This window comes from Bradyrhizobium sp. HKCCYLS3013 (assembly GCF_051167615.1).
Classification (GTDB): Bacteria; Pseudomonadota; Alphaproteobacteria; order Rhizobiales; family Xanthobacteraceae; genus Bradyrhizobium.
This window is the reverse complement of the sequence record NZ_JBNPTK010000011.1, coordinates 111,140-137,281: the sequence shown is the minus strand read 5'-3', so window position 1 is coordinate 137,281 and position 26,142 is coordinate 111,140. Positions and strand designations below refer to the sequence as shown.

The following is a 26,142-nucleotide window of genomic DNA, read 5'->3' as shown; positions in this document are numbered from 1 at the left end:
CATCAGGACGGATCGGGAGCGCCGATCAGTCCAAGTCGCGCGACCGTTCATGCCGATGAGTCCAAGACAGCGGCAACGGGTTCAACTAGCGATGCGGATGGACGCACGCCGACATGCGTTGCGGCCTGCATCCTCCAAGTCGAACAGCCATGAGTCCGAGGAGAGATTGAAATGACCATGTCTTCCGCGGCCCGCAAGCTCGGCCTCGGCGCCGCCCTCGCGGGTTGCATCGGGATCGGCTACGCGCTCGGCGCGCAGCCGCACATGACCGCGACCGTCACCATGCTGCAATCGGCGCGAGCCGAGCTGGCTCAGGCGACACCGAACAAGGGCGGCCATCGCGAACGCGCGCTGGGGCTGATCGATCAGGCCATCACCGAGGTGCGTGCCGGCATCGCGTTCGCGGCGGGCGGCTGACCAATTCGCAAATCAAACCAGGGAGACCATCGATGCGAACCATCCTCACCAGCACCCTCCTGTTGGGAATTCTGACCGTCGGCGCATCTGCGATGCCGCTGGCTTCGATCGACGCCGGATCCAAGCCGGAGGTGATCCAGGTCGCCGGCGGCTGCGGCCCCGGCTGGCACCGCGGTCCGTATGGCGGATGCCTGCGCAACTATGCCAATCCGGCGGCGCACGCCTGCCCACGCGGGTTTCACATCGGCCCCGGCGGCCGCTGCCGCGGCAACGGCAGGTAGGGCCGAGCTGCTCGTGTGTTCAGCTTGCTTACGCAGTCGGCGGCTCGGTGGCGACCGCCGGCTGCGGCTCCTCGACGAATCTGTGCACCAGCCACGATGACACCGTCGCCGGGATGAAGCCGACCAGCCCGTACAGAATCCACTGGATGATGCCGTATTCGGAGCCGTGCGAGGCGTAGTTGAAGGCCGCGAGCAGGAAGGCGATGCCTCCCACCAGCAGCATCCGCAACGTCGGCCCGATGCGCCTGACGTGGAACAGGATGTCGTCGATCGCGCACATCATCAGCGCCGGCAGGAAGCCGAACAGATAGCTGTATTGCAGCGAGGTGACGAAGACCTTGAACAGCTTGGCCACTTCGCCCGGATTGGTGTTGGTCCAATAGCCGGACATGTAGGTCGTGACCAGGAGCAGCGCGAAGCCGCCCAGCGCCGGGCCTACGGCAACGAAGATGAGATATCGCTTCATGCCCAATCTCCTGCCTCACCGGCCCGCCGACCGGGCCAAGCCCGTGCTGATTCCTCAGTCACCCCACAGCGCGAAAGCGTCGTTGAAGGCGCGCTCGCCCGGGGCGCCCTTCTCGATCGCGATGATCGCCCGGCGCTGATTGGTGTAGACCAAGGGAACGTCGAACCAGGAGCGCTCCTTGAGGAGCTGCACGTTGCGGGCGCGATCGGCATCGACGTTGGACAGGCCGACCAGGAAGAAGCCGTCGGTGACCTTGACCGCGAGGCCCGCCAGCGGCGTTCCGCGCGACTGTTCGTTGGACTTCATCAGGATGCCCGGCACGTTGCCGACGCCGCCGCCGTTGAAATCCTGCGGCAGGATGAAAGTGAGCTCGGCGGTGTGGCTCGCCGGCAGCGACGTATCGGTGTTGCGGCGGAACGACATCGTCATCTTGAACTTGCGATCGGGAATCTCGATGTCGGCGCGCACCGCGATGTCGGCCTTCTGCGTGGCCGTCGCCTTGATCTGCTCGGTGCGCCAGACGACCGAGCCGATATATTGCTTGCCCTTCGGATCGGACGGATCCTCGTCGTACAGCACGACGCGCTGCGCGACCGGCGCGATCTGGTCCGAGGACGGCGACTGCCCGACGCGGTCGGTGATCTTCGGCTTGCTCAGCGGCGCGCCGGTGTCCTTCGGCGCCTCGACCGTCGAGGAAGATTTGAACAGGCCGTTGACCATGCCGACCAGCGGCCGGCCCCACAGAATTCCGGCGCCGATCAGGATCAGCACGATCCCGGCGGCGATGGCGGCCTTGAACGGAAAGGTCGAGCCGCTGCGCTCCGACTTCTTCTTGCCCTCGCGATCCGGAGCGGCGCCACGCTGACGGGTCGAGGTGGCCGGCAGCGCGTAGCGCTCGGCCTCCTGGACCGACTCGTCATAGGAGTACGGCGCTTCGGGCAGCGGCGGCCGGTCATCGTCGTCGCCCTCGAGCCGGTCGAGATCGGTGGCCGGAACGTTGGCGTAGGTCTTGCGCGCCGCGCGGTTGGCCTGAGCGGTGGCCTTGCCGAGATCGTCGACATCAGCGGTGATGTCGCGGAAGCCGCGCATGGCGGGCGGCGTTGCCGGATTGCCGTTGTCCTGAGCACCGCGGCGAGCGGCAGCCGGACGTTCGCGCACGGGAGGCGCCGCCCCATCCTGTGGAGGCGTTTGAGGCGGCTGGGGCCGCGGTGGCACGGCTGGTGCGCCAGCCGCAGCCGGCGGCGCTTCCGGTCGCTGATTGCGCGCCGGACGCAGCTCGGCCGTCTCGCCGGCGAGCGGCGGCCGGTCGGCCCGGGCAGCAGCCGGGGCCGCCGGTCGCGGCCGGGGGGCGGCCGTGGCGGCCTGGTCTGGAGTCGGAGTGGGCTGAGCCGAGGGGGGGGCCGGAGCATCCGAACTCCGCGCACCGGCCCGTCGGAGCGCATCACCTGGGCGAGCGGCGCCACTGGACGCCCGCTGCGCCTCGCGGGCACGCTGGGCTGCTTCCGCCTCGACCTTGCGCACGGCCTCCTCGAGCGACAGCCGCTCGCGCGTGATCTCGGACTCGCTGAGCGGCGGCTGGACGCTGCGCAGCTGCGCGATCAACGCCGCCCGCGCCCGCTCGTAAAGCGCACGCCGGCTTTCCCCGGGAGCGTTGGGGTCCAATCCGGCAATGGCACGGGCTATCAGCGGGTAGTAGTCGGCCATATCAACTCAATTCGCGCGCTCAGCTGTCGGGTCCCGTCATGCCTCGAAGGGATTCTGGACCAGAATAGTATCCTCGCGTTCGGGGCTGGTGGAAAGCAGTGCGATCGGGCAACCCACCAGTTCCTCGATGCGCCGGACGTATTTGATGGCCTGAGCCGGCAGATCGGCCCAGGAGCGCGCGTTCGCCGTCGGCTGCTTCCAGCCTTCGATCGTCTCGTAGATCGGTTCGACCCTGGACTGCGCGCCCTCACCTGCCGGAAAATGATCGATCTCCTTGCCGTCCAGCCTGTAGCCGGTACAGACCTCGATGGTGTCGAAACCATCGAGAATGTCCAGCTTGGTCAGCGCAAGACCGTTAATGCCGCAGGTCCGCACCGCCTGGCGAACCAGCACCGCATCGAACCAGCCGCAACGACGCGGCCGGCCGGTATTCGTTCCGAATTCGCGGCCGCGCTCGCCGATCTTGCGGCCGGTCTCGTTGTCCTGCTCGGTCGGAAACGGCCCCTGTCCGACGCGGGTCGTGTAGGCCTTGCACAGGCCGAGCACGTAGCCGATCGCGCCCGGTCCGAGGCCGGCGCCGGTCGCCGCCTGCGCCGCCACCGTGTTGGACGAGGTCACGTAAGGGTAGGTGCCGTGGTCGACGTCAAGCAGCGCACCCTGGGCGCCCTCGAACAGCATGCGCTTGCCTTCGCGGCGCTTGATGTCGAGCAGCCGCCACACGGTCTCCGCGTAGGGCAGCAGCTTCGGCGCCAGCGCCGTCAGCTCGCGCAGGATCTGCTGGCCGTCGATCGGCTCGAGGCCGAGACCCCGGCGCAACGCGTTGTGATGGGCGAGCAGGCGATCGATCTTGTGCGGCAGCGTATCGAGATCGGCGAGGTCCATCAGCCGGATCGCGCGGCGGCCGACCTTGTCCTCATAGGCCGGGCCGATGCCGCGGCGGGTGGTGCCGATCGCGGTCGCGGCGCTCGCGGACTCGCGCAGCGCGTCGAGCTCGCGGTGCAGCGGCAGGATCAAGGTGACGTTCTCGGCAACGCGCAGATTGTCCGGGCTGATGGCGACGCCCTGCGACTGGAGCTTGCCGACCTCGTCGAGGAAGGCCTGCGGATCGAACACGACGCCATTGCCGATCACCGACAGCTTGCCGGTGCGCAGCACGCCCGACGGCAGCAGCGCCAGCTTGTAGGTCGCGCCGTTGATGACGAGGGTATGACCGGCATTATGGCCGCCCTGGAAGCGCACGACGATGTCGGCCTGCTCCGACAGCCAGTCGACGATCTTGCCCTTCCCCTCGTCACCCCATTGGGCGCCGACGACGACCACGTTAGCCATTCGCAGCTCTTTCCTCTGCCAAGATCCAAAACAGCACGATCGGTTCGGACGAAATCGCTTCCGATGCGGGGCCAGCCTGGCCAACCATGCGCCCAGCCCAAATCGCGGCCAGGACCGCTCGCTTGCGAGGCGATCCACCGGATAAAGGAAGCCGCCGGGCTAGGCAAGCGAGAACGGGCCTTCGGAGCACACAACAGCGCCACCAAGCCTTTGATAAGCCCCAAAATTTCAAGCCGCCCCGGCTGCGGATCGGGCGACCCGGCCGTGCGCTTCTGGCGGCGCATCGAGCCGGGCAGTTCCATTGAGCACCCGAACGGCGGCGAATCTACGATCGAAGCGGCCAGCTCTCAGCTCTGGATGCGGCCGTCGACAACCTCGATGATGCGATCGCAGCGCCGGGCCAGATCAAGGTTGTGGGTGACGAGCAGGAAGCTCGTGCCGACCTTCCGATTGACGTCGCGCATCAGGCCAAAGACCGCCTCGGCAGACTTGGTGTCGAGGTTGCCGGTCGGCTCGTCCGCCAGGACCAGATCGGGGTTCATCGCCAGCGCCCGCGCCACCGCGACGCGCTGCTGCTGGCCGCCCGACATGTTGCTGGCGAGATGGTCGGCGAATTTCGCCAGCCCGACCTGGTCGAGCAGCTTCGACGCCTGCGCCTCGATCTCGGGACCCGGGAAGCCGCGATCGACCAGCAGCGGCATCATCACGTTCTCCTTGGCCGTGAAGGCGGAGATCAGGAGATGAGACTGAAAGATGAAACCGATGGTATGGCCGCGCAGATGGGTGAGCTCGGTATCGCCGAGGGCGGCGGTATCCTGGCCCTTGATCGTGAGCCTTCCGGATGTCGGCCGGTCAAGCAGTCCGACGATGTTGAGCAAGGTGCTTTTGCCCGAGCCGGACGGTCCGATCAGCGCGACGAATTCGCCGCGGTCGACCTCGAGGTCGATGTCGTGCAGCACCTCGCTCTCGGTCGGCTGCCCGACATTGTAGGCCTTGCAGACCTTTTCCAGTCGCAGCAGGACCTCAGCCACGGATCGCCACCACCGGATCGAGCTTGGCCGCGCGCAGCGCCGGCGCGGTCGCGGCGAGCAGGCCCGTCACCGTCGCGAGCAGGGCCGTGATGACGAACAATCGGCGTTCGAGGATCAACGGAAACAACTCCGAGCCATCGGCCTGACGCTGCACCGCATGCCAATAGATCAGCGCACCCGCGCCCATCGCCGCGCCGAACAGCGAGCCGACGAAGCCGAGCAGCCCGCCCTGCAGCAGGAACACGCGCAATATCTGTCCGCGCGAGGTGCCCATCGCACGCAGGATCCCGATCTCCTTGGAGCGCTGGATTACCGAGACGATCAGCACAGCGGCGATGCCGAACGCGACCGAGAGCGCGACGAAGACGCGGATCAGCGTGTTGGATGTCGCCTGCGCGCGCACCGCCGTGAAGAACTGGGCATTGGTCTTGATCCAGCTGTCGGCCTTGACGCGATTGGCGGCCTGGATGCGCTGCGCAATGTCCTCAGCGGCATAGATGTCCCGTACCGTCATGTCGATCGTGGTGACGCCGCCGACCATGCCGAGCAGCGACTGCGCCGTGCGCAGCGCGACATAGGCGGAGCGCTGATTGGCGCCCTTGCTGCCGAGGTCGACGAGGCCAGTCACGATCAGCACGCGGTTGGCGCCGGAGGCGGCCTGAACATTGAGCTTGTCGCCGACGATGGCGCCGAGATCCCTGGCGAGCTCGGTACCGATGATGATGTCCTCGCTGGTCAGCCGCGGCTCGCCGGCGACGATGTAGTCCGGCACGTGCACGATTCTGAAGTAGCTCTCCGGCTCGATGCCGGACAGCGTCACGGCGCGGCTGGCGTCGCCGCGAATGGCGAGGGCGGAGCCGGAGATGGTCGGCGACACCGCCGAGATCTCCGGCATCGCCAGCATCTGATTGCGGATCTTCGGCCATTGATCGATCGAGATCACGCGCTGGCTCGGACGCTGCACGATGGCATCCTCGATCACGCCATTGTCGTTGCGCAGGGGACGCGCAACCTGATCCGGCGTCAGCAGCTGGATCTGCGGCTGCGAGGTCAACACCCGCTTGATGAAATTGGCCTCGAGGCCGGCCAGCATCGCCGACATGAACACGATGACGCCGACGCCGATCGCGATGCCGCCGATGATGAACAAGGTCTGCAGCCGGCCCTCGCGCAGGAAGCGTACCGCCGCGATCCACTCGAAGGGCAGCCAGCGATTCACGGCAGCACCGGGCGGAAGCGCTGGCCGGTGAGGATGCCTGAACTCTGCGGCACGGCGATGTCACCGGCACTCAGGCCGTCGACGATCTCGACATGGCTGTTGCCGCGGATGCCGACGCGCACCGGCTGCTTGGCGGCGCGGCCGTCCTTCACGCCGAGCACCCAGGGCTGTCCCGAGGTGATGTCGTGAACCGAGCGCACCGGCAGCTCCAGCGTATCCTTGCGGGAGGCGACCTCGATGTCGACAGACACCGTCATGTCCTGGCGCAGATAGTCGGGCGGGTCCTTGACGATCAGCTTGACCTGGACGGACGCGCGGGAAATATCGATGCCGGGGTTGATGTAGCTGACCACGGCGGGGAAGCGCTTGTCGGGATAGGCATCGGCCGACGCCAGCGCCGTCTGGCCGAGCGCCAGCTTGCCGAGATTGCGCTCGTCGATCTGCAGGACGAGCTGGAGATCGCCGGCAGGTGCCAGGACGAGCAGCGTCTTGCCGGGTTGCGCCACGGTGCCGCGCTCGACACTGCGCGTGATCAGCACGCCGTCGCGTGGCGCCGAGATCGTCGCATAGCCGAGACGCGACTGCGCGGTGTCGAGATTGGCGCGCGCCTGGTTCAGCTGCGTCTCGGCCATGACGTAGTCGCTGCCACCGGGGCTCGCCGTGAAGACCTGGAATTCGGCGGCACGCTTCTGCGCCAGCGCAACGTCGAGCGTCTTCTGGGCCTCGTCGAGCGCCGCGCGCGTCGCATAGCCGTTGCCGGTCAGCTGCGACGTCCGGTCATAGGTCTGCTGGGCATTGAGCAAGGTCGCCTGCACCTGGCGCAACGCCTCCTTCGCCGACGGCAAGGTCAGCTCGGCGAGCTGGCGCATCCGCGCCTCGGCCTGCGCCACCTGCCCTTGTGCCTGCACCACCGCAGCCTTCAGCTCGCGCGACTCCAGCGAGATCAGCGGCTGGCCCTTGGTGACATGCTGGCCTTCCAGCACCAGCACCTCCTCGACCGTGCCGGTGATCTGGCTGCCGATCTCGACGCGGAACGGCGTCTCGACGTGACCGCTGGCAACGACCGTCTCGACGAGGTCGCCGCGCCGGACCTGATCGACGACGATGGCAGGCCCAAGCATGACGCGGACGCTTTGCCAGCCGCCAAGGCCGAGCAGCACGATGATGGCGAGAGCGAACCAGCGATGCGCCCATACCGCCGCCAGGACGGTCGGACCAACGGCGGCTTTCGTGGGGGATGGGAGAGCTGCGGCTTGTTCGGCCATGGTCCTCAATACAAACTCGTCAATGCGGATGATGCCCGGCGACGGGCGCCATCCATTCCTCGGGTGCGGCCGTCAGCCCGCGGCGCATTGCCCGCAAAGCTAGGGGATCGCGGCAGCAGGATGTTGCGCTAGGTCAACCGGCGCACGATCCTTCATGCAAATCAGACAAGATGACCATCACCAATCATCCACGAACATGAACGGATGCATGTGAGCACCGATACGAGCCCCGGCCTGCACCGGTTCTGGCGGCTGTCGCCTGCGCAGGCAGCCGCAGCGCTGGGCTGCGACCTGAACGGCCTCGGCGGGGCCGACGCCGGGCAGCGGCTGCAACGCTACGGCCGGAATGCCGACTCCCCATCCCATGTCGTGGGGCCGATGCGCGCCGTGCTTCGCCGCCTGCTCGAGCCGCTATCGCTGATCCTGCTGGTGGCCGGCATCATCTCGATGGTGACGGGCGACGTGATCGGCGGCGCCATCATCGTCCTCATCCTCACGCTGTCGATCGGGCTCGATACGGTTCAGGAGGGGCATGCCGTCAAGGCGGCCGAGGAGCTCCGCCGCTCCGTGGCCCTGAAGGCCGAGGTCAAGCGGGACGGCGCCTATCGCGAGATCGACGTCGACGCCGTCGTTCCCGGAGACATCCTGCGCGTCCGCGCGGGCGACATCGTTCCTGCCGATGCGCTGATCATCGAAAGCAAGGCCTTCACTGCCGGCGAGGCGGCGCTGACGGGAGAGCCCTATCCCGTGACGAAACAGGCCGGCATTCCCAGCGATGAGAACGACACGTCGAATGTGCTGTTTCGCGGCTCAGTGGCCCAGACCGGAGAGGCCGTCGCGATCGTCGTCAACACCGGGCCGAACACGATGTTCGGCGCTGCCGCCTCGGCGCTGGCCGAAGCGCAGGCCCGCACGCCGTTCGAGCGCGACCTGCACGAATTCGGCCTCGTCATCGCGCGGCTGACGCTGGCCCTGGTCGTGATCGTGCTCACGGTGCGCGTCGTATTCGGCCGCGATGTACTCGACTCGCTGCTGTTCTCGGTCGCGCTCGCGGTCGGACTGACGCCCGAGCTGCTGCCGATGATCACCACCGTGACGCTGTCGCGCGGCGCACTGCGCATGGCCAAGCGCAAGGTGATCGTGAAGCGGCTCGCGGCGATCCATGATCTCGGCGCGATGTCGGTGCTGTGCACCGACAAGACGGGAACATTGACCTCGGCCGAGATCACGCTGGCCCGAAGCGTCGCGCCCGACGGCAGCGACGACCCGCGAGCCGCGGAGCTCGGCGCGATCGCTGCCGCACTCGGCGGTGATCGTGGTTCGCTCGACACCGCGCTCATCGCCGGCGCGGACCTTGAGGCGGCAGGATGGACACTGGGCGGACAGCAGACCTTCGACTTCTCGCGCCGGCTCGGCTCGGTGCTGGCGATCCGCGGGGCAGAACAGATCCTGATCGTGAAGGGCGCGCCGGAGGCGGTGATCGAACTGTGCACGCAGCAGCGGCAGGGCAGCACCGTCGCGCCGCTCGACGACAGCGGCCGCACCGACATGCGCGAGCGCGTCCACGCGCTGGCGCGCGAGGGCCTGCGCACGGTCGCCATCGCGTCACGGCCCTGGACCGGCGTGCCGCGCGAGATCGAGACCGATGACGAGCAGGAGCTGATCTTCGAGGGTCTGTGCGCGTTCGCCGATCCGCCCAAGCCGACCGCAGCCGCGGCCATCGCGCAGCTTGCGCGCGCCGGCATCGCGCTGAAGATCCTGTCCGGCGACGATCCGGTCGTGGTCAAGCGACTGGCCGGGCTGGTCGGGCTGAGAGCGGATCGCGTGCTGTCCGGCAGCGACATCGCCGAGCTCAGCGACGATGCGCTTGCGGTGCAGGTGCGTTCGGCCGATGCGTTCGGCCGGCTCGCCCCCGATCAGAAATCGCGCATCGTCAAGGCGCTGCAGGCCTCGGACCACGTCGTCGGCTTCCTGGGTGACGGCATCAACGACGCGCCGGCACTGAAGGTGGCCGACATCGGCCTGTCGGTCGACGGGGCGACCGGCGTGGCGCAATCGGCCGCCGACATGATCCTGCTCGCCTCCGATCTCGAGGTGGTCGCCGACGGCGTGGAGGAAGGACGGCGCACCTTCGCCAACATCCTGAAATACGTGCGGATGGGCGCGAGCTCGAATTTCGGCAACATGCTGTCGATGGCGGTCGCCTCGATCATGCTGCCGTTCCTGCCGATGCTGCCGACGCAGATCCTGCTCAACAACCTGCTCTACGATCTCTCCGAGCTCGGCATCCCGTTCGATCGTGTGAGTCCGCAGGCCACCGCGCGGCCGCAGCGCTGGGACATGAAGCGGCTGCTGCGCTTTGCCGCGATCATGGGCCCGCTGTCATCGCTGTTCGATTTTCTCACCTTCGGCGCACTGCTGTATTTGTTCCATGCGACGCCCGACGAGTTCCGGACCGCCTGGTTCCTCGAATCGATGGCGACCCAGATCCTCGTCATCTTCATCATCCGGACCAACGGACGGCCGTGGAGCAACCGCGCCGATCCGATGCTGACGGCGTCGTCACTGACCGCCCTCGCCGTCGCGCTCGTCGTGCCCTTCACCCCGGCCGGTGCCTGGTTCGGCTTCGTTGCACCGCCTGCCATCGTGCTGGCGGCCATCGCCGCTCTCGTCATCGTCTATCTGCTGAGTGCGGAGCGTCTCAAATCGGTCGCGGTCCAATCCGGACCACGGCGACGGCACCGTGGACATGCCCCGCATGCCGGCTCCTGAAGACGATCATCGCTGCATGGTCGCGATGCATCTGCCCTCTTGATAGGCAGCGGCAATTGGTGTCTGTCGACCCAGCCGGGGAGAAACTTCGGCCTGGGATCGCCGGGCCGATTGCCGCGGCGCATCAACCGGGTCCAACAGCGCCGCATGTCTGCCGCCGATCGCACCGCGTCCACCGCGCCCGGCTGGATCGCCAACCAGCCCTACATATTGCTGAGCATCACGGCGCTGTGCTGGGCCGGCAACTCGATCGTCGGCCGGCTCGCCGCCGGCCACATCCCGCCGGTGACGTTGTCGTTCCTGCGCTGGTCGTTGGCCTTCCTGCTGATCCTGCCGCTCGCCTGGAAACAGCTGCGCCAGGACTGGCCCGCGATCCGGTCGCGGCTCGGCATCATGATCGCATTGTCCGTGACGGGCATCGGCGCCTTCAACACGCTGCAATACTGGTCGCTCGAATATACGCAGGCCCTCAACACCCTGCTGCTGCAGTCGGCTGGTCCGCTCATCGTGGCAATCTGGTCGATGCTGCTGCTGCGCGTGCATCTGACCCTGGCGCAGGCCATCGGCATCGTGCTGTCTCTCGTGGGCGTGCTGCTCATCCTGACCCGCGGTCACCCCACCGCGCTGGCCGACATCAGCTTCAACAGAGGGGACCTGATCTTCCTGCTGGCGATGGCGGTGTTCGGCTTCTACTCGGTGCTGACGATCAAGCGGCCGCAGATCCACGGCCTGTCGATGGTCGCCTTCACCTTCGGCTGCGGTGCAGCCAGCCTGATTCCGCTGCTGATCTGGGAACTCCACGCGCGGCCGGTCATGGCGTTCGACGCGCAGAACCTGTTGTCGCTGCTCTACGTCGCGATCTTTCCTTCGACGATCGCCTATCTCTGCTTCAACCGCGGCGTGCTCCTGATCGGCGCCAACCGCGCCGCGCCGTTCTTTCACGTGGTGCCGGTGTTCGGCTCGATCATGGCCTTCGTGTTCCTCGGCGAGCAGCCGCAGATCTTCCACGTGATCGGCTTTGCCCTGGTGCTGGCCGGCGTGTTCGTGGCGTCGCGCAAACAGGCGACGTGAGACGCTGCTCCCGGGCGACGGCGCCTGCATGGCACCAATCCCCGGCGGCGCATTGCGCAGCGCCGCGATTTGGCCCACCTTGCGTCCTCCCCCCGCCAGAGCGTCCCGCCTCCCTTGCCCGCCGACGACATCAAGCCATCATCGCCGCTCGCCTGGCTCAACAACCAGCCTTACGTGCTGCTCACGCTGGCTTCGCTGTTCTGGGCCGGCAACATCGTGCTCGCGCGCTACGTCGCCGGGCACGTGCCGCCGCTGACGCTGTCGTGCATCCGCTGGATCGGGACCTTCCTGATGCTGTGGCCGTTCGCACGCACGCACCTGGCGCGCGACTGGCGCACGCTGCTCGCGCACTGGCCGCTTCTGCTGCTGCTGGCGCTGACCGGATTCGCGATCAACAACGCGCTGTCCTATTGGGCCATGCAATACACCCAGGCGCTCAACGGGCTGCTGATCCAATCGTCGACGCCGCTGTTCGTGGCGCTGTGGTCGTTGCTGCTGTTCGGCGTCAGGCTGAGCCTGGCCCAGTTCGCAGGCATCGCGATGTCGCTGAGCGGCGTGCTGGTGATCCTGACGCGCGGCGATCTCGGTGCGCTCGCGGGCATCCAGTTCAACCGCGGCGACCTGATGTTCGCGGGCGCATTGCTGGTGTTCGGCCTCTACTCCGCCGCCATGACGCGGCGGCCGGCGGTGCACCAGTTGTCGCTGATCTCGTCCTGCACGGCGCTCGGCGCCGTTCTGCTGCTGCCGCTGGCGGTCTGGGAATATTCCTCCGGGTTCGTGCTCGCGCCCGACCTGCTCTCGATCGCGACGCTCGGCTACGTCGTCGTCTTCGCCTCGACGCTGGCCTATCTGTTCTTCAACCGCGGCATCAGCCTGATCGGACCGAACCGCGCCGCGCCGTTCCTGCACCTGGTCCCGTTGTTCGGCTCGGTGCTGGCGATCCTGTTGCTCGGCGAGGAGCTCAGGCTGTTCCACCTCATGGGCTATGCGCTGGTCATCGCGGGCGTGATCATCGCCTCGCGCACGGGCGGCCCCAAGATGGCCTGAGCGTGGGGTCCGTTCCAAGCCGCCTCAGGCCGTTCGCACCTTTGCCATGAAGCCATCGACGGCCTGCTGCAGCAGGCCCGACTGGCTGTCGAGCTCACGTGCGCTCGACAGCACTTCCGAGGCGGCCATGCCCGTCGCTTCCGCCGCCTTGGTGACGCCGCCGATATGGGCGCTGATCTCGTTGGAGCCGGCCGCGACCGACTGGATGTTGCGCGCGATCTCGCGCGTCGCGTCGCCCTGCTGCGCGATCGAGGTCGAGATCGAATTGGTGATCTCGCTCATCTGCGCGATGGTCTGGGTGATGCCGCTGATGGCGGTGACCGCATCCTGGGTCGAGGTCTGCATCGCCGCGACCTGCGCCGAAATCTCCTCGGTCGCCTTCGCCGTCTGGTTGGCGAGCGCCTTCACCTCCGAAGCGACGACCGCAAAACCCTTGCCGGATTCGCCGGCGCGGGCGGCTTCGATCGTGGCGTTCAGCGCCAGCAGGTTGGTCTGCGCTGCGATCGAATGGATCAGCTTGACGACCTCGCCGATCTTCTCGGCACCGGTCGACAACACCTGAACGGTGGCATTGGTGCGCTCCGCGTCGCCCACGGCTTTGCTCGCGATCTCGCTGGAGCGGGCGACCTGGCGCGAAATCTCGTTGACCGAGCTCGACAGCTCCTCGGCCGCGGCGGCGACCGTGCCGACATTGTCGTTGGCGCTCTGGGTGGCGGCGCTGACGGTCGAAGCGCGCGAGCTGGCATCGCTCGCGGTCGAGGTCATCGACTGCGCGGTGTGCTGCATGCCCTCGGCCGCCGACGCCACCGAGCGGACGATGCCATTGACGCTGCGCTCGAAGTCGGCTGCGAGGTTCTGCATGGCCGCGGTCCGCTCGGCGGCCGCGCGCTGCTGGGTGGCGGCCTCGGCCTGCTCGAGCTCGCGCATCCGCAGCGCGTTGTCCTTGAAGATCTGGACGGTCGCGGCCATCCCGCCGATCTCGTCGCCGCGGCCGACACCGGGAATCTCGCCCTCGAGCCGGCCGTCGGCGATCTCGCGCATGCGGACGCCGAGACGATCGAGCGGCACGCTGATGCTGCGGCTGATCAGCCAGGCAATCCCGCCGGCGACGACCGCGATGCCTGCGCAGGCCATCCAGATCAGCCATTTCAACGGCTTCATCTTCGCGTCGAGATCGTCGACATAGACGCCGGTGCCCACGAACGTATTCCAGCCGGGAATCATCACCGCATAGGAGATCTTGCGGGTCGGCTGCTCCTGACCGGGACGCAGATATTCGTAGTGCAAGGTGACTTCGCCATCCTTGGCAACGCCGTCGCGCAGCTCGACGACGAGCTTGCGGCCGTTGAGCTCGAAATCGATCACGTTCGAGCCGCGCTGCTTCGGATCCTGGGACAGCACCACATTGCCGTCCATCGTATAGGCGAACAGATAGCCCGTGCCCTTGTCGAAGGTCATCGTTCTCCCGCGATTGACGAACTCGTCGAGCGCAGCCTCCTTCGTCAATTTGCCGGCTTCGACATCCTTGATGAGGCCGAGGGCCATGTTACGCGCGGTCTCGACGATCGCCCGGCACTGTTCGATGCGGGCATTGACCATCTCCTTTTGCATCAGAGTGCCGGCAAACGTACCGGCCGCGGCAAGGCCCAGCATCGCGACGCCGACGACGATGGCGAGCTTGGGGGCAATCTTCAGGTTGTTCAGCAGCACGCAAAGAACTCCGCCCGGTCCCCGATCGACGGCCTCGATCTGTCAAGGTGAGCTGCCGGTTAACTGATCAGGTGATGGTTAGAGTTCGGTTGCGAACGCGCCCCCGTAGAAACCCGGATCAGCTCGGGACAACGGCATCCGGGGCCGGGACCGCGGCGGAGGCGGGCCGCAATGGCGCGAACTCCTCGGCGGTCAGCGTCTCCTTGGCGATCAGGAGGGCGACGCCGCGCTCGAGGTCCGGGCGATGGCTTTCGAGAATCGCCCTGGCACGGGCATCGCCGTCTGCGATCAGATCCCGCACCGCGAGGTCGATCTCGCGCCCGGTCTCCTCGGCCGCCGACACGATCTGATCCTGCGGCTGCAGGAACGAGATCTGTGGACGCGGCGCGTAAGTGCGCTGCCCGACAGTCGCATCCATCCCGTATTTGGTGACCATCTCGATGGCGATCTCGGTCGCGCGCTGCAGATCGTCGGCGGCGCCGGTCGACACGTCGCCGTCGAAGATCAACTGCTCCGAGGCGCGGCCGCCCATCAGGACGGCGATGCGGTTCTTCAGCTCGCTGACCGCGAGCAGAAAGCGATCCTCGGTCGGGCGCTGCATCGTGTAGCCGAGCGCGCCGACGCCGCGCGGAATGATCGAGACCTTCTGCACCGGATCGACGCCGACGAGATTGGCCGCGACCAGCGCGTGGCCCATCTCGTGATAGGCGACACGGCGGCGCTCGGCGGGACTGAGCACGCGGCTCTTCTTCTCGATGCCGGCGACGATGCGCTCGATCGCCATCGTGAAATCGTCGAACGTCACCTCGTGACCCTTGCGGCGGGTCGCCGCGATCGCCGCCTCGTTGATCAGGTTGGCGAGGTCGGCGCCGGTGAAGCCGGCCGTCAGTGCCGCGACCTTGTCGAGATCGACGCTGTCGGCGACCGTGATCTTGCGGACATGCACCTTGAGAATTGCGAGCCGCCCGCCCCTGTCAGGACGGTCGACCAGCACCTGGCGATCGAAGCGGCCGGCGCGCATGAGCGCGGGATCGAGGATCTCCGGCCGGTTGGTGGCGGCGAGCAGGATGACGCCGGAGCTTGGGTCGAAGCCGTCGAGCTCCGCCAGCAATTGATTGAGCGTCTGCTCCTTCTCATCGTAGCCGCCGAGTTGGCCACCCGCGGTTCGGCTGCGGCCGAGCGCGTCGAGCTCATCGATGAAGATGATGCAAGGCGCGGCCTTGCGGGCCTGCTCGAACAGATCGCGCACGCGGGCAGCGCCGACGCCGACGAACATCTCCACGAACTCGGATCCGGAGATCGAGAAGAACGCCACCCCCGCTTCGCCCGCCACCGCGCGCGCGAGCAGGGTCTTGCCGGTGCCGGGCGGGCCGACCAGCAGGATGCCCTTGGGGACGTGTGCGCCGAGCCGGCCATAGCTCTTCGGATCCTTCAGGAACTGCACGACCTCCTGCAGCTCGAACTTGGCCTCGTCGACCCCTGCGACATCGGCAAAGGTGACCTTGGTGTCGGTCTCGACATAGACCTTGGCGCGCGACTTGCCGATCGACATCAGACCGCCGAAGCCTTGGCGGTCCATCACCTTGCGGCCGAGGAACACCCAGATGAGATAGAACATCAGCGCCGGCACGACCCAGGACAGCAGCGTCTGGATCAGCCCGCCCGAGGGCACGCCGGTCACCTTCACGCCCTTCGCGGCGAGCTTCTCGGCCAGCGGCGGATCGACGCGCGCGGTGATGAACGACGTCTTGCCGTCGGACTGCTTGTCCTTGAACTTGCCCTGGATGGTGTCCTGGCTGACCGACACCTCGGAGATCTTGCCCTGCTCGATCAATTGCTCGAACTGGCTGTATGGAATGGTCTCGACCGTGTTGTAGGTCGTCAGCAGCCACTGCAGCAGCAGCATGCCGACGCCGGCGAGGAAGATGTAGCCGACGGCGACGGCCTGCTTGCGGGTGTTCGGGTCGGATTCCATGTCGGCGCTCTCGGTCGAGATCGATCACGGCCGGACAGGACGTGATCAACGGGGTTCCACTCGCGCATAACAGGACCGGGACCGGGCAGCTTGTCATGGATCAAGCGGCACCAGTCCCCCCGCCCGGCACTCAGCCCGACGGCTGCATCACGATCGACTTGTCCTTCGGCCAGCGCACGCGCCAGGCGAAGGCGATATCCTTGGTCTCGCCGGGTTTGGCGTCGATCACCCATTCGACGACGCCACGCCGGTCGCGGACGTTGGTCGAGACCGGCGGCGTGGTCGCAGGAAGCATCTCGACCGTGATCTCTTCGTTCTCGCTGACCGGCAGCTGATCCTGGATCGCGACCTTGACCGGGAAATCATGCGCGTTGCGGACCGTCGTCTTGAAGGCGCGCTCGTCGATCTTCGCCGTCGTCACGATCAGGCCGGCCGAGCCTTCGTTGCGCTTGACGACACTACGCTCGACCTTGACCTTGTCGTCGGCCCCGAAGCCGAGACGAACGGGCTCATCCTTGCCCGCGGCGGCCAATTTGCTGGTGCCGACGAACATGCCGTCGCGATAGATCGAGACCTTGCCCGGCAGCAGCGGCGCGTCCTCCGCCTGTGGGAAGCTCGCTTCGAGATAGGCGGTGGGATCGATGACGGGCGCGGAACGGATCGTCAGTTCGGGCGTGATCGTCGCGGTGGAGATGCGCAGGCTCTTCGCGCCATCATTGGCACCGACGCTGACGCGTCCGGGAAGACGGAAGACGGTCTGGAAGGCGCTGATCTCCGCGACCGTCTGCTGCTCGACGGCCTTGTCCGCGACATCTCCGAACGTCGTCCCTCCGTTAAAGCGAAACTCCTGCCGGCTCTCCATGAGTCCTCGTGCCGCGCTCACGGCGGCCGGCTTCGGCGCTGGCGGTGGCGGCGGCGGATATTGCGCGATGATCGTCCTGAGCTCGGGCGCACTGCCGCCGCGTCCGGTCCGCACCGTCGAAACCGTGAGCGCGACCTCGGGCCAGTCCTCGCCGGTGGCCTGCTGGATCTCGGCGCGTCGCACCAGCTCGAGAGCCGGTTTGTGGTCCTTCGCCGACGTGTCAAGACGCGCGTCATAGAGCGGCACCCAGCGGGCATTGCGCACCGCGTAGGTCACGCGCAAGGTCGCCTTGGTCGCTGCCGCCGCCGACAATTCGATCCGCACCTCCAGCTTGCTCGGGGGCTTCGTCGTGAGATTGTCCTGCAGGCGCGCGATCTCGCGATCGATGTCGCGCTGCTTGCGCTCCGCATCACGGATCGCCGCGTCGGCCTGTCCGACCTCGTCGGCAACGGCGGCGAACGCGGCACGCCATTCCGTGATCGGACGCGCCTCGCCCTTCTCGCCGAGCCCGGCCGGCGATGCCTCGGCAAAACGCTCGGCAAATTTCTTGCGCGCAACAGCCGCTGCAATCGCGCCGTCGAGATTGGCACGCTCGTCCTGCAGCGCTTCGATGCGCTTGTCGATGTCGGGCAGGTTGACGGGCGGCGCCGCACGCGGCGGCTTGGCGTCGACGGTGCCGATCACGAGCTTGGTGCCGGCCTCGCCTTCCACGCGCAGCGAGGACGCATCGAGGCCGAGCGGGAAGTCCTTGGCGATCGCGGTGCTGTCACCTGCGGGAAGGTCGAGCGAGATGACCCGGGTCACCGTCGCGCCATCCGGATAGACCGTCACGGCATCGACGGTGGAGGTCGTATCGACGTTTGCCGCATGGCCGGGCACCGCCGTCAGCGCAGCACCCAGGACGAGACCCGTGGCAAGCAGGCCCTTGTTTCGCATGGTCATCACTTTCTCCGCAGCCCAACGCCCACGGGACCGGGTCAGCCGGTCCTTCATCGGGCGTTAGACGCAGGGAAAGAAAGCCGGGTTCAATCGACGGCTTGAAGGGCCGGTCGCTCGATGGCCCTTCAGAGTCGCAACGGCGACAGGGCCAGAGGCCGCGCCGCCGTTGCAACTCATCTCATCGGACGATCAGAACGCCAGCGCCTTGGCCTGCTTGACCTGCGGCAGCGCCTGGATCTTGGCGAGCAGATCGGCCGGCACCGCACCGTCGACCTCGACCAGCGCGATCGCGTCGCTGCCCGGCGCGACGCGGCCGAGATGGAAGGTCGCGATGTTGATCTTGGCATCGCCCAGGAGGCTTGCGAACTTGCCGATGAAGCCCGGCTTGTCCTCGTTGGTGACGTAGATCATCGACTTGCCGAACTCGGCGTCGACACGGATGCCCTTGATGTCGACGAGGCGCGGCTTGCCGTCGGCGTAGACCGTGCCCGACACCGCGCGCTCCTGGTGCTCGGTGGTGACCGCGACCGTGATCAGGCTCTCATAGTCGCTCTCGCCGGCGCGCAGCACCTCGTCGACGATCATGCCGCGCTCCTTGGCGATCACCGGCGCCGACACGACGTTGACCTCGCCCAGCATCGGCCGCAGCAGCCCCGCCAGCACCGCCGAGGTCAGCGCCCGGGTCTTCATCTCGGCGACGTGGCCTTCATAGGTGATCTGGATCTTGGTGATGCTGCTTTCCGTGAGCTGGCCCGCGAACGAGCCGAGCTTCTCGGCGAGCGCGATGAACGGCTTCAGCTTGGGCGCTTCCTCGGCCGTGATCGACGGGAAGTTGATCGCGTTCGAGATCGCGCCGGTGAGCAGGTAGTCCGACATCTGCTCGGCGATCTGCAGCGCGACGTTCTCCTGCGCTTCCGTGGTCGAGGCGCCGAGATGCGGCGTGCAGATCACGTTGGCATGGCCGAACAGCGGATTGCTGGTGGCCGGCTCCTCGGCGAACACGTCGAGCGCGGCACCCGCGACATGCTTGCTGTTGAGCGCCGCGAGCAGCGCCTGCTCGTCGATCAGGCCGCCGCGGGCGCAATTGATGATGCGCACGCCCTGCTTCATCTTGGCGATCGCCGCGGCATCGATGATGTTGCGGGTCTTGTCGGTCAGCGGCGTGTGCAGCGTGATGAAATCGGCGCGCTTCAGCAGCTCCTCGAGCTCGACCTTCTCGACGCCGAGATCGAGCGCGCGCTCCTCGGTGAGGAACGGATCGAAGCCGATCACCTTCATGCGCAGGCCCTGCGCACGGTCGCAGACGATCGAGCCGATATTGCCGCAGCCGATCACGCCCAGCGTCTTGCCGGTGATCTCGACGCCCATGAAGCGGTTCTTCTCCCACTTGCCGGCCTGGGTCGAGGCGTCGGCCTGCGGGATCTCGCGCGCCAGCGACAGCATCATCGTGATCGCATGCTCGGCGGTCGTGATCGAATTGCCGAACGGCGTGTTCATCACGATGATGCCCTTGGCGGTTGCCGCGGGGATTTCGACATTGTCGACGCCGATGCCGGCGCGGCCGATCACCTTGAGCCGCTTGGCGCGCTCGATGATCTTGGCCGTGGCCTTGGTGGCGGAGCGGATCGCAAGGCCGTCATAGTCGCCGACGATGTCGGCGAGCTTGTCCTTGTCCTTGCCGAGATTGGGCTGGAAGTCGACCTCGATGCCGCGATCCTTGAAAATCTGCACGGCAGCCGGGGAGAGTGCGTCGGAAATGAGAACTTTGGGTTTGGACATGACGATGTTCCTTCACGCCCTCTTTGCGAGGGACGGCGCAGGGCGCCGAGATGAGTTGGAAACTTGTAGGGTGGGCAAAGCGACTTGCCCGCCGTAGCTCTTCGAGCGAAGGCGGGAGCGTGCCCACCGCTCTCTCGCGTGAGGTGAGATAGATGGTGGGCACGGCGCTACGCGCCTTTGCCCACCCTACGCAGCGCGCCTCAGGCGGCCTTCGGCAGCGCGGCCTTGGCCTCGGCGAACGCCCAGTCGATCCACTGCGTCAGCAGCGCGACGTCGCTCGCTTCCACGGTGGCGCCGCACCAGATGCGCAGGCCAGCCGGCGCATCGCGATAGTGTGCGAAGTCGAAGCCGGCGTTCTCCTTCTCGACCAGCGCCACCAGCTTCTTGGCGAACTCCGCCTGCGCATCGGCCGAAAGCGATGTGATCGCGGGATCGATGACCTTGAGGCACACCGAGGTGTTGGAGCGGATAGCGGGATCCTGCGCCAGGAAGTCGATCCAGGGCGTGCGCGCCTTCCAGTCGGCCAGCACCTTGGTGTTGGCGTCGGCGCGGGCGATCAGCGCCTTGAGACCGCCGGTCGACTTGCCCCAAGTCAGCGCATCCAGATAGTCCTCGACGCACAGCATCGACGGCGTGTTGATGGTCTCGCCCTCGAAGATGCCGGCATTGAGCTTGCCGCCCTTGGTGAGGCGGAAGATCTTCGGCAGCGGCCAGGCCGGCTTGTAGGTCTCGAGACGCTCGACTGCGCGCGGCGACAGGATGAGCATGCCATGCGCGGCCTCGCCGCCGAGCGCCTTCTGCCAGGAGAAGGTGACGACGTCGAGCTTCGGCCAGTCAAGCGGCTGGGCGAATGCAGCGGAGGTCGCATCGCAGATGGTCAGGCCTTCACGCGTCGCGCTGATCCAGTCGGCGTTGGGAACGCGGACGCCCGAGGTGGTGCCGTTCCAGGTGAAGACGACGTCGCTGGCCGGATCGACCTTCGACAGATCCGGAATCTCGCCATAGCCGGCATGCAGCTTGGTGACATCCTTGAGCTTGAGCTCCTTGACGATGTCGCTGACCCAGCCTTCGCCGAACGATTCCCAGGCGATCGTGGTGACGGGCCGCGCACCGAGCAGCGACCACAGCGCCATCTCGACCGCACCCGTGTCCGACGCGGGCACGATGCCGATCTTGTAGTCGGCCGGCACTTCGAGAACGTCGCGCGTCAGCTCGATCGCCTGCTTGAGCTTGGCTTTGCCGACCTTCGCGCGATGCGAGCGGCCGAGGGGAGCGTCCTTGAGATTTTCGGAGGTCCATCCGGGACGCTTGGCGCAGGGGCCGGAGGAGAAATGCGGCACAACAGGCCGCTGCGAGGGCTTCGCTGCAGTCATCGTCTATCCTTCCAGATAGTAAGCCTCCCGTTGGGGGGAGGTGTCCCGCCCCGGTGATTACGGGAAGGGTCGTTCCGCGTCAAGGAACTTCGCGCGCTCGCGCCGGCGTTCACGCAGTCGTGCTGGCATGCAAGCGAATGCAATTCATTCCGGCGCGGCACCGACGGGCGACTGGCCAGCCGGAGGACGATGCAGGAAGGTCATCGAGGCGTAGGCGCCGATCCAGGAGCCGACCGCAGCGAACGCGACGTAGATCCAGTTCTCCGTGTAGCTGATCACGGCGAATGACGAGAGCATGTACCAGATCGAGCTCCAGGTCGCGGCCGATACGCGCCGCTTGGCGACGACCGCCGACGTGAACATCACGTAGACCGCGTCGGTCGCCGCCGTCGCCAGCACGACTCCGAAGGCCGTCAGTGGATTGATCGCCGACATCGTCCCCTCCTCTTCGTTGTGCTGCACCATGCGACGTCATTGTTTCGTCGAACGCATCCATGCACAATGACGCGATCTGCACGCGCCGAACAACAAGGATAGAAGAATGGAACGCGTCCGTCTCGGGAGGAGCTCGCTCGACATCACCCGTCTCGGCCTCGGCACGGCGCCGCTCGGCGGCCTGTTCGCGCCGGTCAGCGATGGCGATGCCGAAGCCACGATCGCCGCGGCGTGGTCGCGCGGCGTGCGCTTCTACGACACCGCGCCGCTGTACGGCTTCGGCCTCGCCGAGCAGCGGCTCGGCGCGTTCTTGCGCCGGCAGCCGCGCGACAGCTACGTGATCTCGACCAAGGTCGGCCGGCTGTTGCGGCCGGACCCGACGGCCTCGGGCGAAGACCCGCACTACAAGGGCACGCCGCCGCTGCGGCCACAATTCGACTACTCCCATGACGGCGTGATGCGTTCGGTCGAGGAGAGCCTGGTCCGGCTCGGCCTGGATCGCATCGACATCCTGCTCGTGCACGATCCCGACGATCACTACGACGAGGCCGTGGCCGGCGCCTTTCGCGCGCTGCAGCGGCTGCGCGACGACGGCAGCATCAAGGCGATCGGCGCCGGCATGAACCAGTCCGAGATGCTGGCGCGCTTTGCCGAAGCCGTTCCGGTCGACTGCTTTCTCCTGGCGGGCCGTTACACGCTGCTCGACCAGGGTGCGCTGACGGCGCTGTTTCCGATCTGCGAGAGGCAGAACATCGCCATCATCCTCGGCGGCATCTACAACAGCGGCATCCTCGCCAATCCTCATGGGCCGGCGAAGTTCAACTACGAGGATGCCGATGCCGCCCTGGTGGCGCGGGCACGCCAGCTCGACGCGCTGTGCAGGCAGCACGGCATCGAGCTCAAGGCGGCCGCGATCCAGTTCTGCCTGGCCCATCCCGCGGTGACCGTCGGCCTGCAGGGCGCGCGCAATGCGCAGGAGGCGGCCGACAACATCGCGCTGGCGCACGCGCCGATCCCACCCGCGTTCTGGCGCGACCTGCGCGCCAGCGACCTGGTCGACGCCCGCGCGCCGCTGCCGGGAGAGGCGCCATGAGCCGCGTCATCGATGCGCATCAGCACTTCTGGGATCCCGGTCGCGCCGACTATCCATGGATGGCCGGTGACGCGCTGGCGCCGATCCGCCGGCCGTTCGGTCCCGCCGATCTCGCCCCGCTGCTGGCCGAGAACGGTCTCGACGCCAGCATCCTGGTGCAGACCCGGTCGTCGCTCGACGAGACCGAGGAATTCCTGCGCATTGCCCATGCGACGCCGTTCGTCGCCGGTGTCGTCGGCTGGGTCGACCTGACCGATCCATCGGTGGGACCAACGATCGACCGGCTGCGCGGCCTGCCCGGCGGGGACAGGCTGGTCGGCATCCGCCACCAGGTCCATGACGAGGCCGACCCGGCATGGATCTTTCGCGGCGACGTCAGGCGCGGCCTCGACATCGTGTTCGCCCGCGATTTGACCTACGATCTGCTGGTGCGCACGCGCGAGCTGCCGGCGGCGATTGCGACGGTGCGCGCTTTTCCGAGGGCGCGCTTCGTGCTGGACCACGCCGCCAAGCCGCCGATCGCCACCGGCTTCGATCAGGACTGGGCCGATCGCATCGCCGAGCTCGCGGCCTACGGCAATGTCTGGTGCAAGGTGTCGGGGCTCGCCACGGAAGCCGTCTGGACCGACTGGGACGCGGAGCGGCTGCAGCCCTATGTGACACATGTGGCGCGCTGCTTCGGCGCCGACAGGCTGATGTTCGGCTCGGACTGGCCGGTCTGCCTGCTCGCCGGCAGCTACCGTGAAATCAAGCAGGCGCTCGAGCACTGCCTGACACAGCTCGGCTCGGACATCCGCGACAAGGCGTTCGGCCCGAACGCCGTCGCGGCCTACCGCCTGCCGCGCTGATCAGAACCGCATCACCATGCCGAAATGGCTCTTGGCGAAGCCGAGCCGCCCGTAGAAGCGCTGCGCGTCGGTGCGGCTTTGATGCGTCATCAGCTCGACCAGATTGCAGCGCTGCTTGCGCGCCTCGGCGATCGCCCATTGCAGCAGCTGCTCGCCGATGCCGCGGCTGCGGCGGTCGGTGGCGACCCGAACATCCTCGACCAGCGCGCGCGACGCACCTTGCGAGCTGAGCCCGGGCAGGATGCAGAGTTGCAGGCAGCCGACCACCCGGCCCGCCTCCTCGGCAACGATCAGGGTGATGTTCCCATCCCGCGCGATCGTCTCGAACGCGTCGTAGTAGGACTGCGGCAACGGCTGCTCGAGGCGTTCGCGCGCCCGACCGAGATGATCGTCGGCGAGCATGGCGACAATGGCAGCGACGTCGTCGCGCTGCGCAGGACGGATGCTGATGGACATCGGCATACAGGACAGGCTTGCAATCAGCTCAGAACTTGTAGCCGAGGCCCGCGCGCACCGTATTGATGCTGGTGTCGACCGTCGAGGTGAAGCGGACGTATTCGTATTCGGCCCGCGCAAACAGGCCGCCGACCAGATTGACGTCGACGCCGAGACCGGCGCTGTAGCCGTAGATCAGGTGATTGTGCTGAAGGTTGTTGGCGCTGAGCGGCGCAAGCGGCGTGTAGGTGCCGAGAAAGGTCGTGCTGACCCGGTCCTGAACCGTCACGGACTGGCCGATATCTGCGTTGCCGAGTGCAAGGCCGAAAAATGCGTAGGGCAGGAAGCAGCCCATCGCATAGCCGGCACGACCGCGGATCGTCGCCATGTCGGTGATCGAGATCTGCGAGGACTGCGTCGACGTCACGGCGTGGAAGTTGCCGTCGGTCAGTGCGGCCGTGCTGACGAGCGTGCGGCTCGAAGAGGCCATGCCGCCGTATTTGCCGTGCAGATAGCTCGCCTCGACGCCGAGCACGACGTCGTCCCACTGACTGTTGTAGCCGACGAAGGCGCCGAAGCCCGATGCGCGCGAGGATTGCTTGCCGAGGTTCGGGTTCCAGGACGAGACCTGCATCTGGCTCTCGATCAGCGTGTTGGCCAACACCGCCGCCGTCATGTTCTTCGTCGAGCCGTTGAAGTTCTCGTCGGACGAGCCGTAGCCGCCCTGGACGCCGACGTAGTAGCCGTCCCAGTTGACCCGCGAATTGTTGAGGCCCTCGGTCAGGCCACCGCGCAGGATCGGAAGGTCGGCCAAGTCCGCGGCCTGGGCCGCAGAGATCATGCCGCACACCGAAACCGCCACCACCAGGCTACGCATCGCAACGCTCCAATCAGCACTTGACTCTCTGTTCCGATCATCGCGCGTTAACCTTAATCATTCGTTGTCGCAGCGCCCTGCACGGAAATTCTTTCAGCGGAATCGCGCGCGATTCGCCCGATCAGAAAACGCAAAAACGGCGCGGGAGGCCCGCGCCGTTCGTTCGATTGCAGTGAGGACGATCGCTCGACTCAGCCCTTGCGGATCAGCGCCGGCATGGGCGGCGGCGGGGGCTGGTCGAAGTTCCAGCGCACGCCGAGCTTCAGGTCGTGCGAGGTGATGTCCTTGAACTTGAAGACGTTGCCGGTGGTGTTGCCGACATAGTCGGACAGGACGCCGGTCTGGCCTTGGCCGAGATCGACGTAGCTGTAGGCCAGCTCCAGCACCAGGTTGGGATTGACGTTGTAAGCCAGACCGGCATGGGCCGCCCAGGCGAAATTCCATTTCGAGGAGGTCGGCGCCGTTGCGAAACTGGTGGTCGTGAACGGCAGGTTGTTGATGCCCGTGTCGGTGAAGTTCGAGACCGTCACCCGCGCACCGCCGACGCCCGCGCCGATGAACGGCGTCACGCACCACCAGGTGCCGAGGTCGACATAGGCGTTGGCGAGCACCAGCCATTCCGACTTGCTGCCACTGTAATTGTCGATGCCGCTATAGGGCACGCCGCCCGCCGTCGCATTGAAGCGGTCGGTGGCCTTGAAGTTCGAATTGCCGCGATACTGGCCGGTCACGTCGGCGCGGAACCAGCTGTTGAAGCGATAGCCGACGCCGACGCCGTAGATGCCCGCGGTATCGAACGCCGAGGTCTGATTGAACGACGTCATCGGCGTATAGGCCGACTCGCGCGAATAATGGACGTCCTTGACCTTCTGATTGCTGAAGCCGATGTCGCCGCGCAGATACCAGCCGCCGAAATCTGCCGCCGGCGGCGGCGCGTAGACCGGAGGCGGCATGATGGGCATGTCGGCCGCAAAGGCCAGAGTGGAAAACAGAGAGGCCGCTCCGGCGGCGATCAAAGACATAACGCTACGCATTGGCTTCGTCCCTTTGGCCGGTGAGGCAATCGAGAACCTGGCCCCACATCACAACTGACGGCCCTACAATCGCACCAAATGCTTAAGCGGCGCTTAACCCTAATAATTAAGGTTGATTTTCCATGAGCGAGTGGGAACCGTTAACGGCCGAACAACTCATCCTAACAGATCGTTAGCGGC

General features: G+C 66.7%; 22 protein-coding genes. 7 read left to right on the top strand and 15 right to left on the bottom strand.

The genetic code is table 11. The annotated features are described in order from the left end of the window. The first annotated feature begins 171 nt into the window (after nucleotides 1–171). The gene (locus ACQR1F_RS20475; RefSeq protein WP_316177639.1) at nucleotides 172–417 is read left to right on the top strand and encodes a hypothetical protein; all 246 of its coding nucleotides are present in this window, start codon (nucleotides 172–174) and stop codon (nucleotides 415–417) included. 32 nt (nucleotides 418–449) lie between these two features. Beyond that, a complete protein-coding gene (locus ACQR1F_RS20470) occupies nucleotides 450–698 on the top strand; it encodes a GCG_CRPN prefix-to-repeats domain-containing protein (RefSeq protein ID WP_315803337.1) in 249 nt (82 codons plus the stop codon). 28 nt (nucleotides 699–726) lie between these two features. On the opposite strand, the gene ACQR1F_RS20465 is transcribed toward ACQR1F_RS20470, so the two are convergent. The 6 genes from ACQR1F_RS20465 to ACQR1F_RS20440 all read right to left on the bottom strand — a co-directional run bounded on the left by ACQR1F_RS20465 (nucleotide 727) and on the right by ACQR1F_RS20440 (nucleotide 7,712). Continuing rightward, a complete protein-coding gene (locus ACQR1F_RS20465; protein WP_434913732.1) occupies nucleotides 727–1,164 on the bottom strand; it encodes a DUF5413 family protein in 438 nt (145 codons plus the stop codon). A 54-nt stretch (nucleotides 1,165–1,218) separates the two neighbouring features. After that, nucleotides 1,219–2,868 (bottom strand): hypothetical protein, encoded by a 1,650-nt coding sequence (locus tag ACQR1F_RS20460; protein ID WP_315803335.1) that lies wholly within the window; start codon nucleotides 2,866–2,868, stop codon nucleotides 1,219–1,221. Nucleotides 2,869–2,904: 36 nt separating this feature from the next. Further along, nucleotides 2,905–4,197 (bottom strand): adenylosuccinate synthase, encoded by a 1,293-nt coding sequence (locus ACQR1F_RS20455; protein ID WP_315803334.1) that lies wholly within the window; start codon nucleotides 4,195–4,197, stop codon nucleotides 2,905–2,907. A 347-nt stretch (nucleotides 4,198–4,544) separates the two neighbouring features. Further along, nucleotides 4,545–5,228, bottom strand: a complete 684-nt coding sequence (locus tag ACQR1F_RS20450) for an ABC transporter ATP-binding protein (protein WP_434913731.1) — start codon at nucleotides 5,226–5,228, stop codon at nucleotides 4,545–4,547. Further along, nucleotides 5,221–6,447: an ABC transporter permease gene (locus ACQR1F_RS20445; protein WP_434913730.1), complete on the bottom strand. Its 1,227-nt coding sequence runs from the start codon at nucleotides 6,445–6,447 to the stop codon at nucleotides 5,221–5,223. The genes ACQR1F_RS20450 and ACQR1F_RS20445 overlap by 8 nt, the downstream gene beginning before the upstream one ends. Further along, complete coding sequence (locus tag ACQR1F_RS20440; protein ID WP_434890762.1) at nucleotides 6,444–7,712, bottom strand: efflux RND transporter periplasmic adaptor subunit; 1,269 nt, start codon at nucleotides 7,710–7,712, stop codon at nucleotides 6,444–6,446. The genes ACQR1F_RS20445 and ACQR1F_RS20440 overlap by 4 nt, the downstream gene beginning before the upstream one ends. A gap of 210 nt (nucleotides 7,713–7,922) precedes the next feature. On the opposite strand from ACQR1F_RS20440, the gene mgtA reads away from it, so the two are divergent. The 3 genes from mgtA (at nucleotide 7,923) to ACQR1F_RS20425 (ending at nucleotide 12,602) form a co-directional block, all read left to right on the top strand. Beyond that, the gene (gene mgtA, locus ACQR1F_RS20435; RefSeq protein WP_434913729.1) at nucleotides 7,923–10,484 is read left to right on the top strand and encodes a magnesium-translocating P-type ATPase; all 2,562 of its coding nucleotides are present in this window, start codon (nucleotides 7,923–7,925) and stop codon (nucleotides 10,482–10,484) included. Nucleotides 10,485–10,631: 147 nt separating this feature from the next. Continuing rightward, nucleotides 10,632–11,555 carry a DMT family transporter gene (locus ACQR1F_RS20430; RefSeq protein ID WP_434840265.1) on the top strand — a complete coding sequence of 308 codons (924 nt, stop codon included), beginning with the start codon at nucleotides 10,632–10,634 and terminating at the stop codon, nucleotides 11,553–11,555. Nucleotides 11,556–11,669: 114 nt separating this feature from the next. Continuing rightward, a complete protein-coding gene (locus tag ACQR1F_RS20425) occupies nucleotides 11,670–12,602 on the top strand; it encodes a DMT family transporter (RefSeq protein ID WP_316177627.1) in 933 nt (310 codons plus the stop codon). 24 nt (nucleotides 12,603–12,626) lie between these two features. Here ACQR1F_RS20425 and ACQR1F_RS20420 read toward each other — a convergent pair whose 3' ends face one another. The 6 genes from ACQR1F_RS20420 to ACQR1F_RS20395 all read right to left on the bottom strand — a co-directional run bounded on the left by ACQR1F_RS20420 (nucleotide 12,627) and on the right by ACQR1F_RS20395 (nucleotide 21,675). Beyond that, nucleotides 12,627–14,312 (bottom strand): methyl-accepting chemotaxis protein, encoded by a 1,686-nt coding sequence (locus tag ACQR1F_RS20420; RefSeq protein WP_434840264.1) that lies wholly within the window; start codon nucleotides 14,310–14,312, stop codon nucleotides 12,627–12,629. 118 nt (nucleotides 14,313–14,430) lie between these two features. Next, complete coding sequence (gene ftsH, locus ACQR1F_RS20415) at nucleotides 14,431–16,287, bottom strand: ATP-dependent zinc metalloprotease FtsH (protein ID WP_316177624.1); 1,857 nt, start codon at nucleotides 16,285–16,287, stop codon at nucleotides 14,431–14,433. A gap of 130 nt (nucleotides 16,288–16,417) precedes the next feature. Then, complete coding sequence (locus tag ACQR1F_RS20410; protein WP_315803495.1) at nucleotides 16,418–18,085, bottom strand: mucoidy inhibitor MuiA family protein; 1,668 nt, start codon at nucleotides 18,083–18,085, stop codon at nucleotides 16,418–16,420. A gap of 192 nt (nucleotides 18,086–18,277) precedes the next feature. Further along, nucleotides 18,278–19,867, bottom strand: a complete 1,590-nt coding sequence (gene serA, locus ACQR1F_RS20405; protein WP_316237580.1) for a phosphoglycerate dehydrogenase — start codon at nucleotides 19,865–19,867, stop codon at nucleotides 18,278–18,280. Between the two features lie 200 nt (nucleotides 19,868–20,067). Further along, complete coding sequence (locus ACQR1F_RS20400) at nucleotides 20,068–21,240, bottom strand: phosphoserine transaminase (RefSeq protein WP_434913728.1); 1,173 nt, start codon at nucleotides 21,238–21,240, stop codon at nucleotides 20,068–20,070. Between the two features lie 144 nt (nucleotides 21,241–21,384). Beyond that, a complete protein-coding gene (locus ACQR1F_RS20395; protein WP_315803323.1) occupies nucleotides 21,385–21,675 on the bottom strand; it encodes a hypothetical protein in 291 nt (96 codons plus the stop codon). Between the two features lie 106 nt (nucleotides 21,676–21,781). Between ACQR1F_RS20395 and ACQR1F_RS20390 the strand changes: the two genes are divergently transcribed. Next, a complete protein-coding gene (locus tag ACQR1F_RS20390; RefSeq protein WP_434913727.1) occupies nucleotides 21,782–22,768 on the top strand; it encodes an aldo/keto reductase in 987 nt (328 codons plus the stop codon). Then, complete coding sequence (locus tag ACQR1F_RS20385) at nucleotides 22,765–23,616, top strand: amidohydrolase family protein (RefSeq protein ID WP_434913726.1); 852 nt, start codon at nucleotides 22,765–22,767, stop codon at nucleotides 23,614–23,616. Before ACQR1F_RS20390 ends, ACQR1F_RS20385 begins: the two co-directional genes overlap by 4 nt. On the opposite strand, the gene ACQR1F_RS20380 is transcribed toward ACQR1F_RS20385, so the two are convergent. The 3 genes from ACQR1F_RS20380 to ACQR1F_RS20370 all read right to left on the bottom strand — a co-directional run bounded on the left by ACQR1F_RS20380 (nucleotide 23,617) and on the right by ACQR1F_RS20370 (nucleotide 25,962). After that, nucleotides 23,617–24,072 carry a GNAT family N-acetyltransferase gene (locus tag ACQR1F_RS20380; RefSeq protein ID WP_316177616.1) on the bottom strand — a complete coding sequence of 152 codons (456 nt, stop codon included), beginning with the start codon at nucleotides 24,070–24,072 and terminating at the stop codon, nucleotides 23,617–23,619. 28 nt (nucleotides 24,073–24,100) lie between these two features. Continuing rightward, the gene (locus ACQR1F_RS20375; protein ID WP_434890756.1) at nucleotides 24,101–24,928 is read right to left on the bottom strand and encodes an outer membrane protein; all 828 of its coding nucleotides are present in this window, start codon (nucleotides 24,926–24,928) and stop codon (nucleotides 24,101–24,103) included. A gap of 191 nt (nucleotides 24,929–25,119) precedes the next feature. Further along, nucleotides 25,120–25,962, bottom strand: coding sequence for an outer membrane protein (locus ACQR1F_RS20370; protein WP_316217483.1), 843 nt, complete (start codon nucleotides 25,960–25,962; stop codon nucleotides 25,120–25,122). Between the last annotated feature and the right edge of the window lie 180 nt (nucleotides 25,963–26,142).

Bases quoted from the DNA above. Each gene is read 5' to 3' on its own strand.
- ACQR1F_RS20475 (WP_316177639.1), top strand. From the start codon at position 172: ATGACCATGTCTTCCGCGGCCCGCAAGCTCGGCCTCGGCGCCGCCCTC.
- ACQR1F_RS20470 (WP_315803337.1), top strand. From the start codon at position 450: ATGCGAACCATCCTCACCAGCACCCTCCTGTTGGGAATTCTGACCGTC.
- ACQR1F_RS20465 (WP_434913732.1), bottom strand. From the start codon at position 1,164: ATGAAGCGATATCTCATCTTCGTTGCCGTAGGCCCGGCGCTGGGCGGC.
- ACQR1F_RS20460 (WP_315803335.1), bottom strand. From the start codon at position 2,868: ATGGCCGACTACTACCCGCTGATAGCCCGTGCCATTGCCGGATTGGAC.
- ACQR1F_RS20455 (WP_315803334.1), bottom strand. From the start codon at position 4,197: ATGGCTAACGTGGTCGTCGTCGGCGCCCAATGGGGTGACGAGGGGAAG.
- ACQR1F_RS20440 (WP_434890762.1), bottom strand. From the start codon at position 7,712: ATGGCCGAACAAGCCGCAGCTCTCCCATCCCCCACGAAAGCCGCCGTT.
- ACQR1F_RS20430 (WP_434840265.1), top strand. From the start codon at position 10,632: ATGTCTGCCGCCGATCGCACCGCGTCCACCGCGCCCGGCTGGATCGCC.
- ftsH (WP_316177624.1), bottom strand. From the start codon at position 16,287: ATGGAATCCGACCCGAACACCCGCAAGCAGGCCGTCGCCGTCGGCTAC.
- ACQR1F_RS20410 (WP_315803495.1), bottom strand. From the start codon at position 18,085: ATGCGAAACAAGGGCCTGCTTGCCACGGGTCTCGTCCTGGGTGCTGCG.
- serA (WP_316237580.1), bottom strand. From the start codon at position 19,867: ATGTCCAAACCCAAAGTTCTCATTTCCGACGCACTCTCCCCGGCTGCC.
- ACQR1F_RS20400 (WP_434913728.1), bottom strand. From the start codon at position 21,240: ATGACTGCAGCGAAGCCCTCGCAGCGGCCTGTTGTGCCGCATTTCTCC.
- ACQR1F_RS20395 (WP_315803323.1), bottom strand. From the start codon at position 21,675: ATGTCGGCGATCAATCCACTGACGGCCTTCGGAGTCGTGCTGGCGACG.
- ACQR1F_RS20390 (WP_434913727.1), top strand. From the start codon at position 21,782: ATGGAACGCGTCCGTCTCGGGAGGAGCTCGCTCGACATCACCCGTCTC.
- ACQR1F_RS20385 (WP_434913726.1), top strand. From the start codon at position 22,765: ATGAGCCGCGTCATCGATGCGCATCAGCACTTCTGGGATCCCGGTCGC.
- ACQR1F_RS20380 (WP_316177616.1), bottom strand. From the start codon at position 24,072: ATGTCCATCAGCATCCGTCCTGCGCAGCGCGACGACGTCGCTGCCATT.
- ACQR1F_RS20375 (WP_434890756.1), bottom strand. From the start codon at position 24,928: ATGCGTAGCCTGGTGGTGGCGGTTTCGGTGTGCGGCATGATCTCTGCG.
- ACQR1F_RS20370 (WP_316217483.1), bottom strand. From the start codon at position 25,962: ATGCGTAGCGTTATGTCTTTGATCGCCGCCGGAGCGGCCTCTCTGTTT.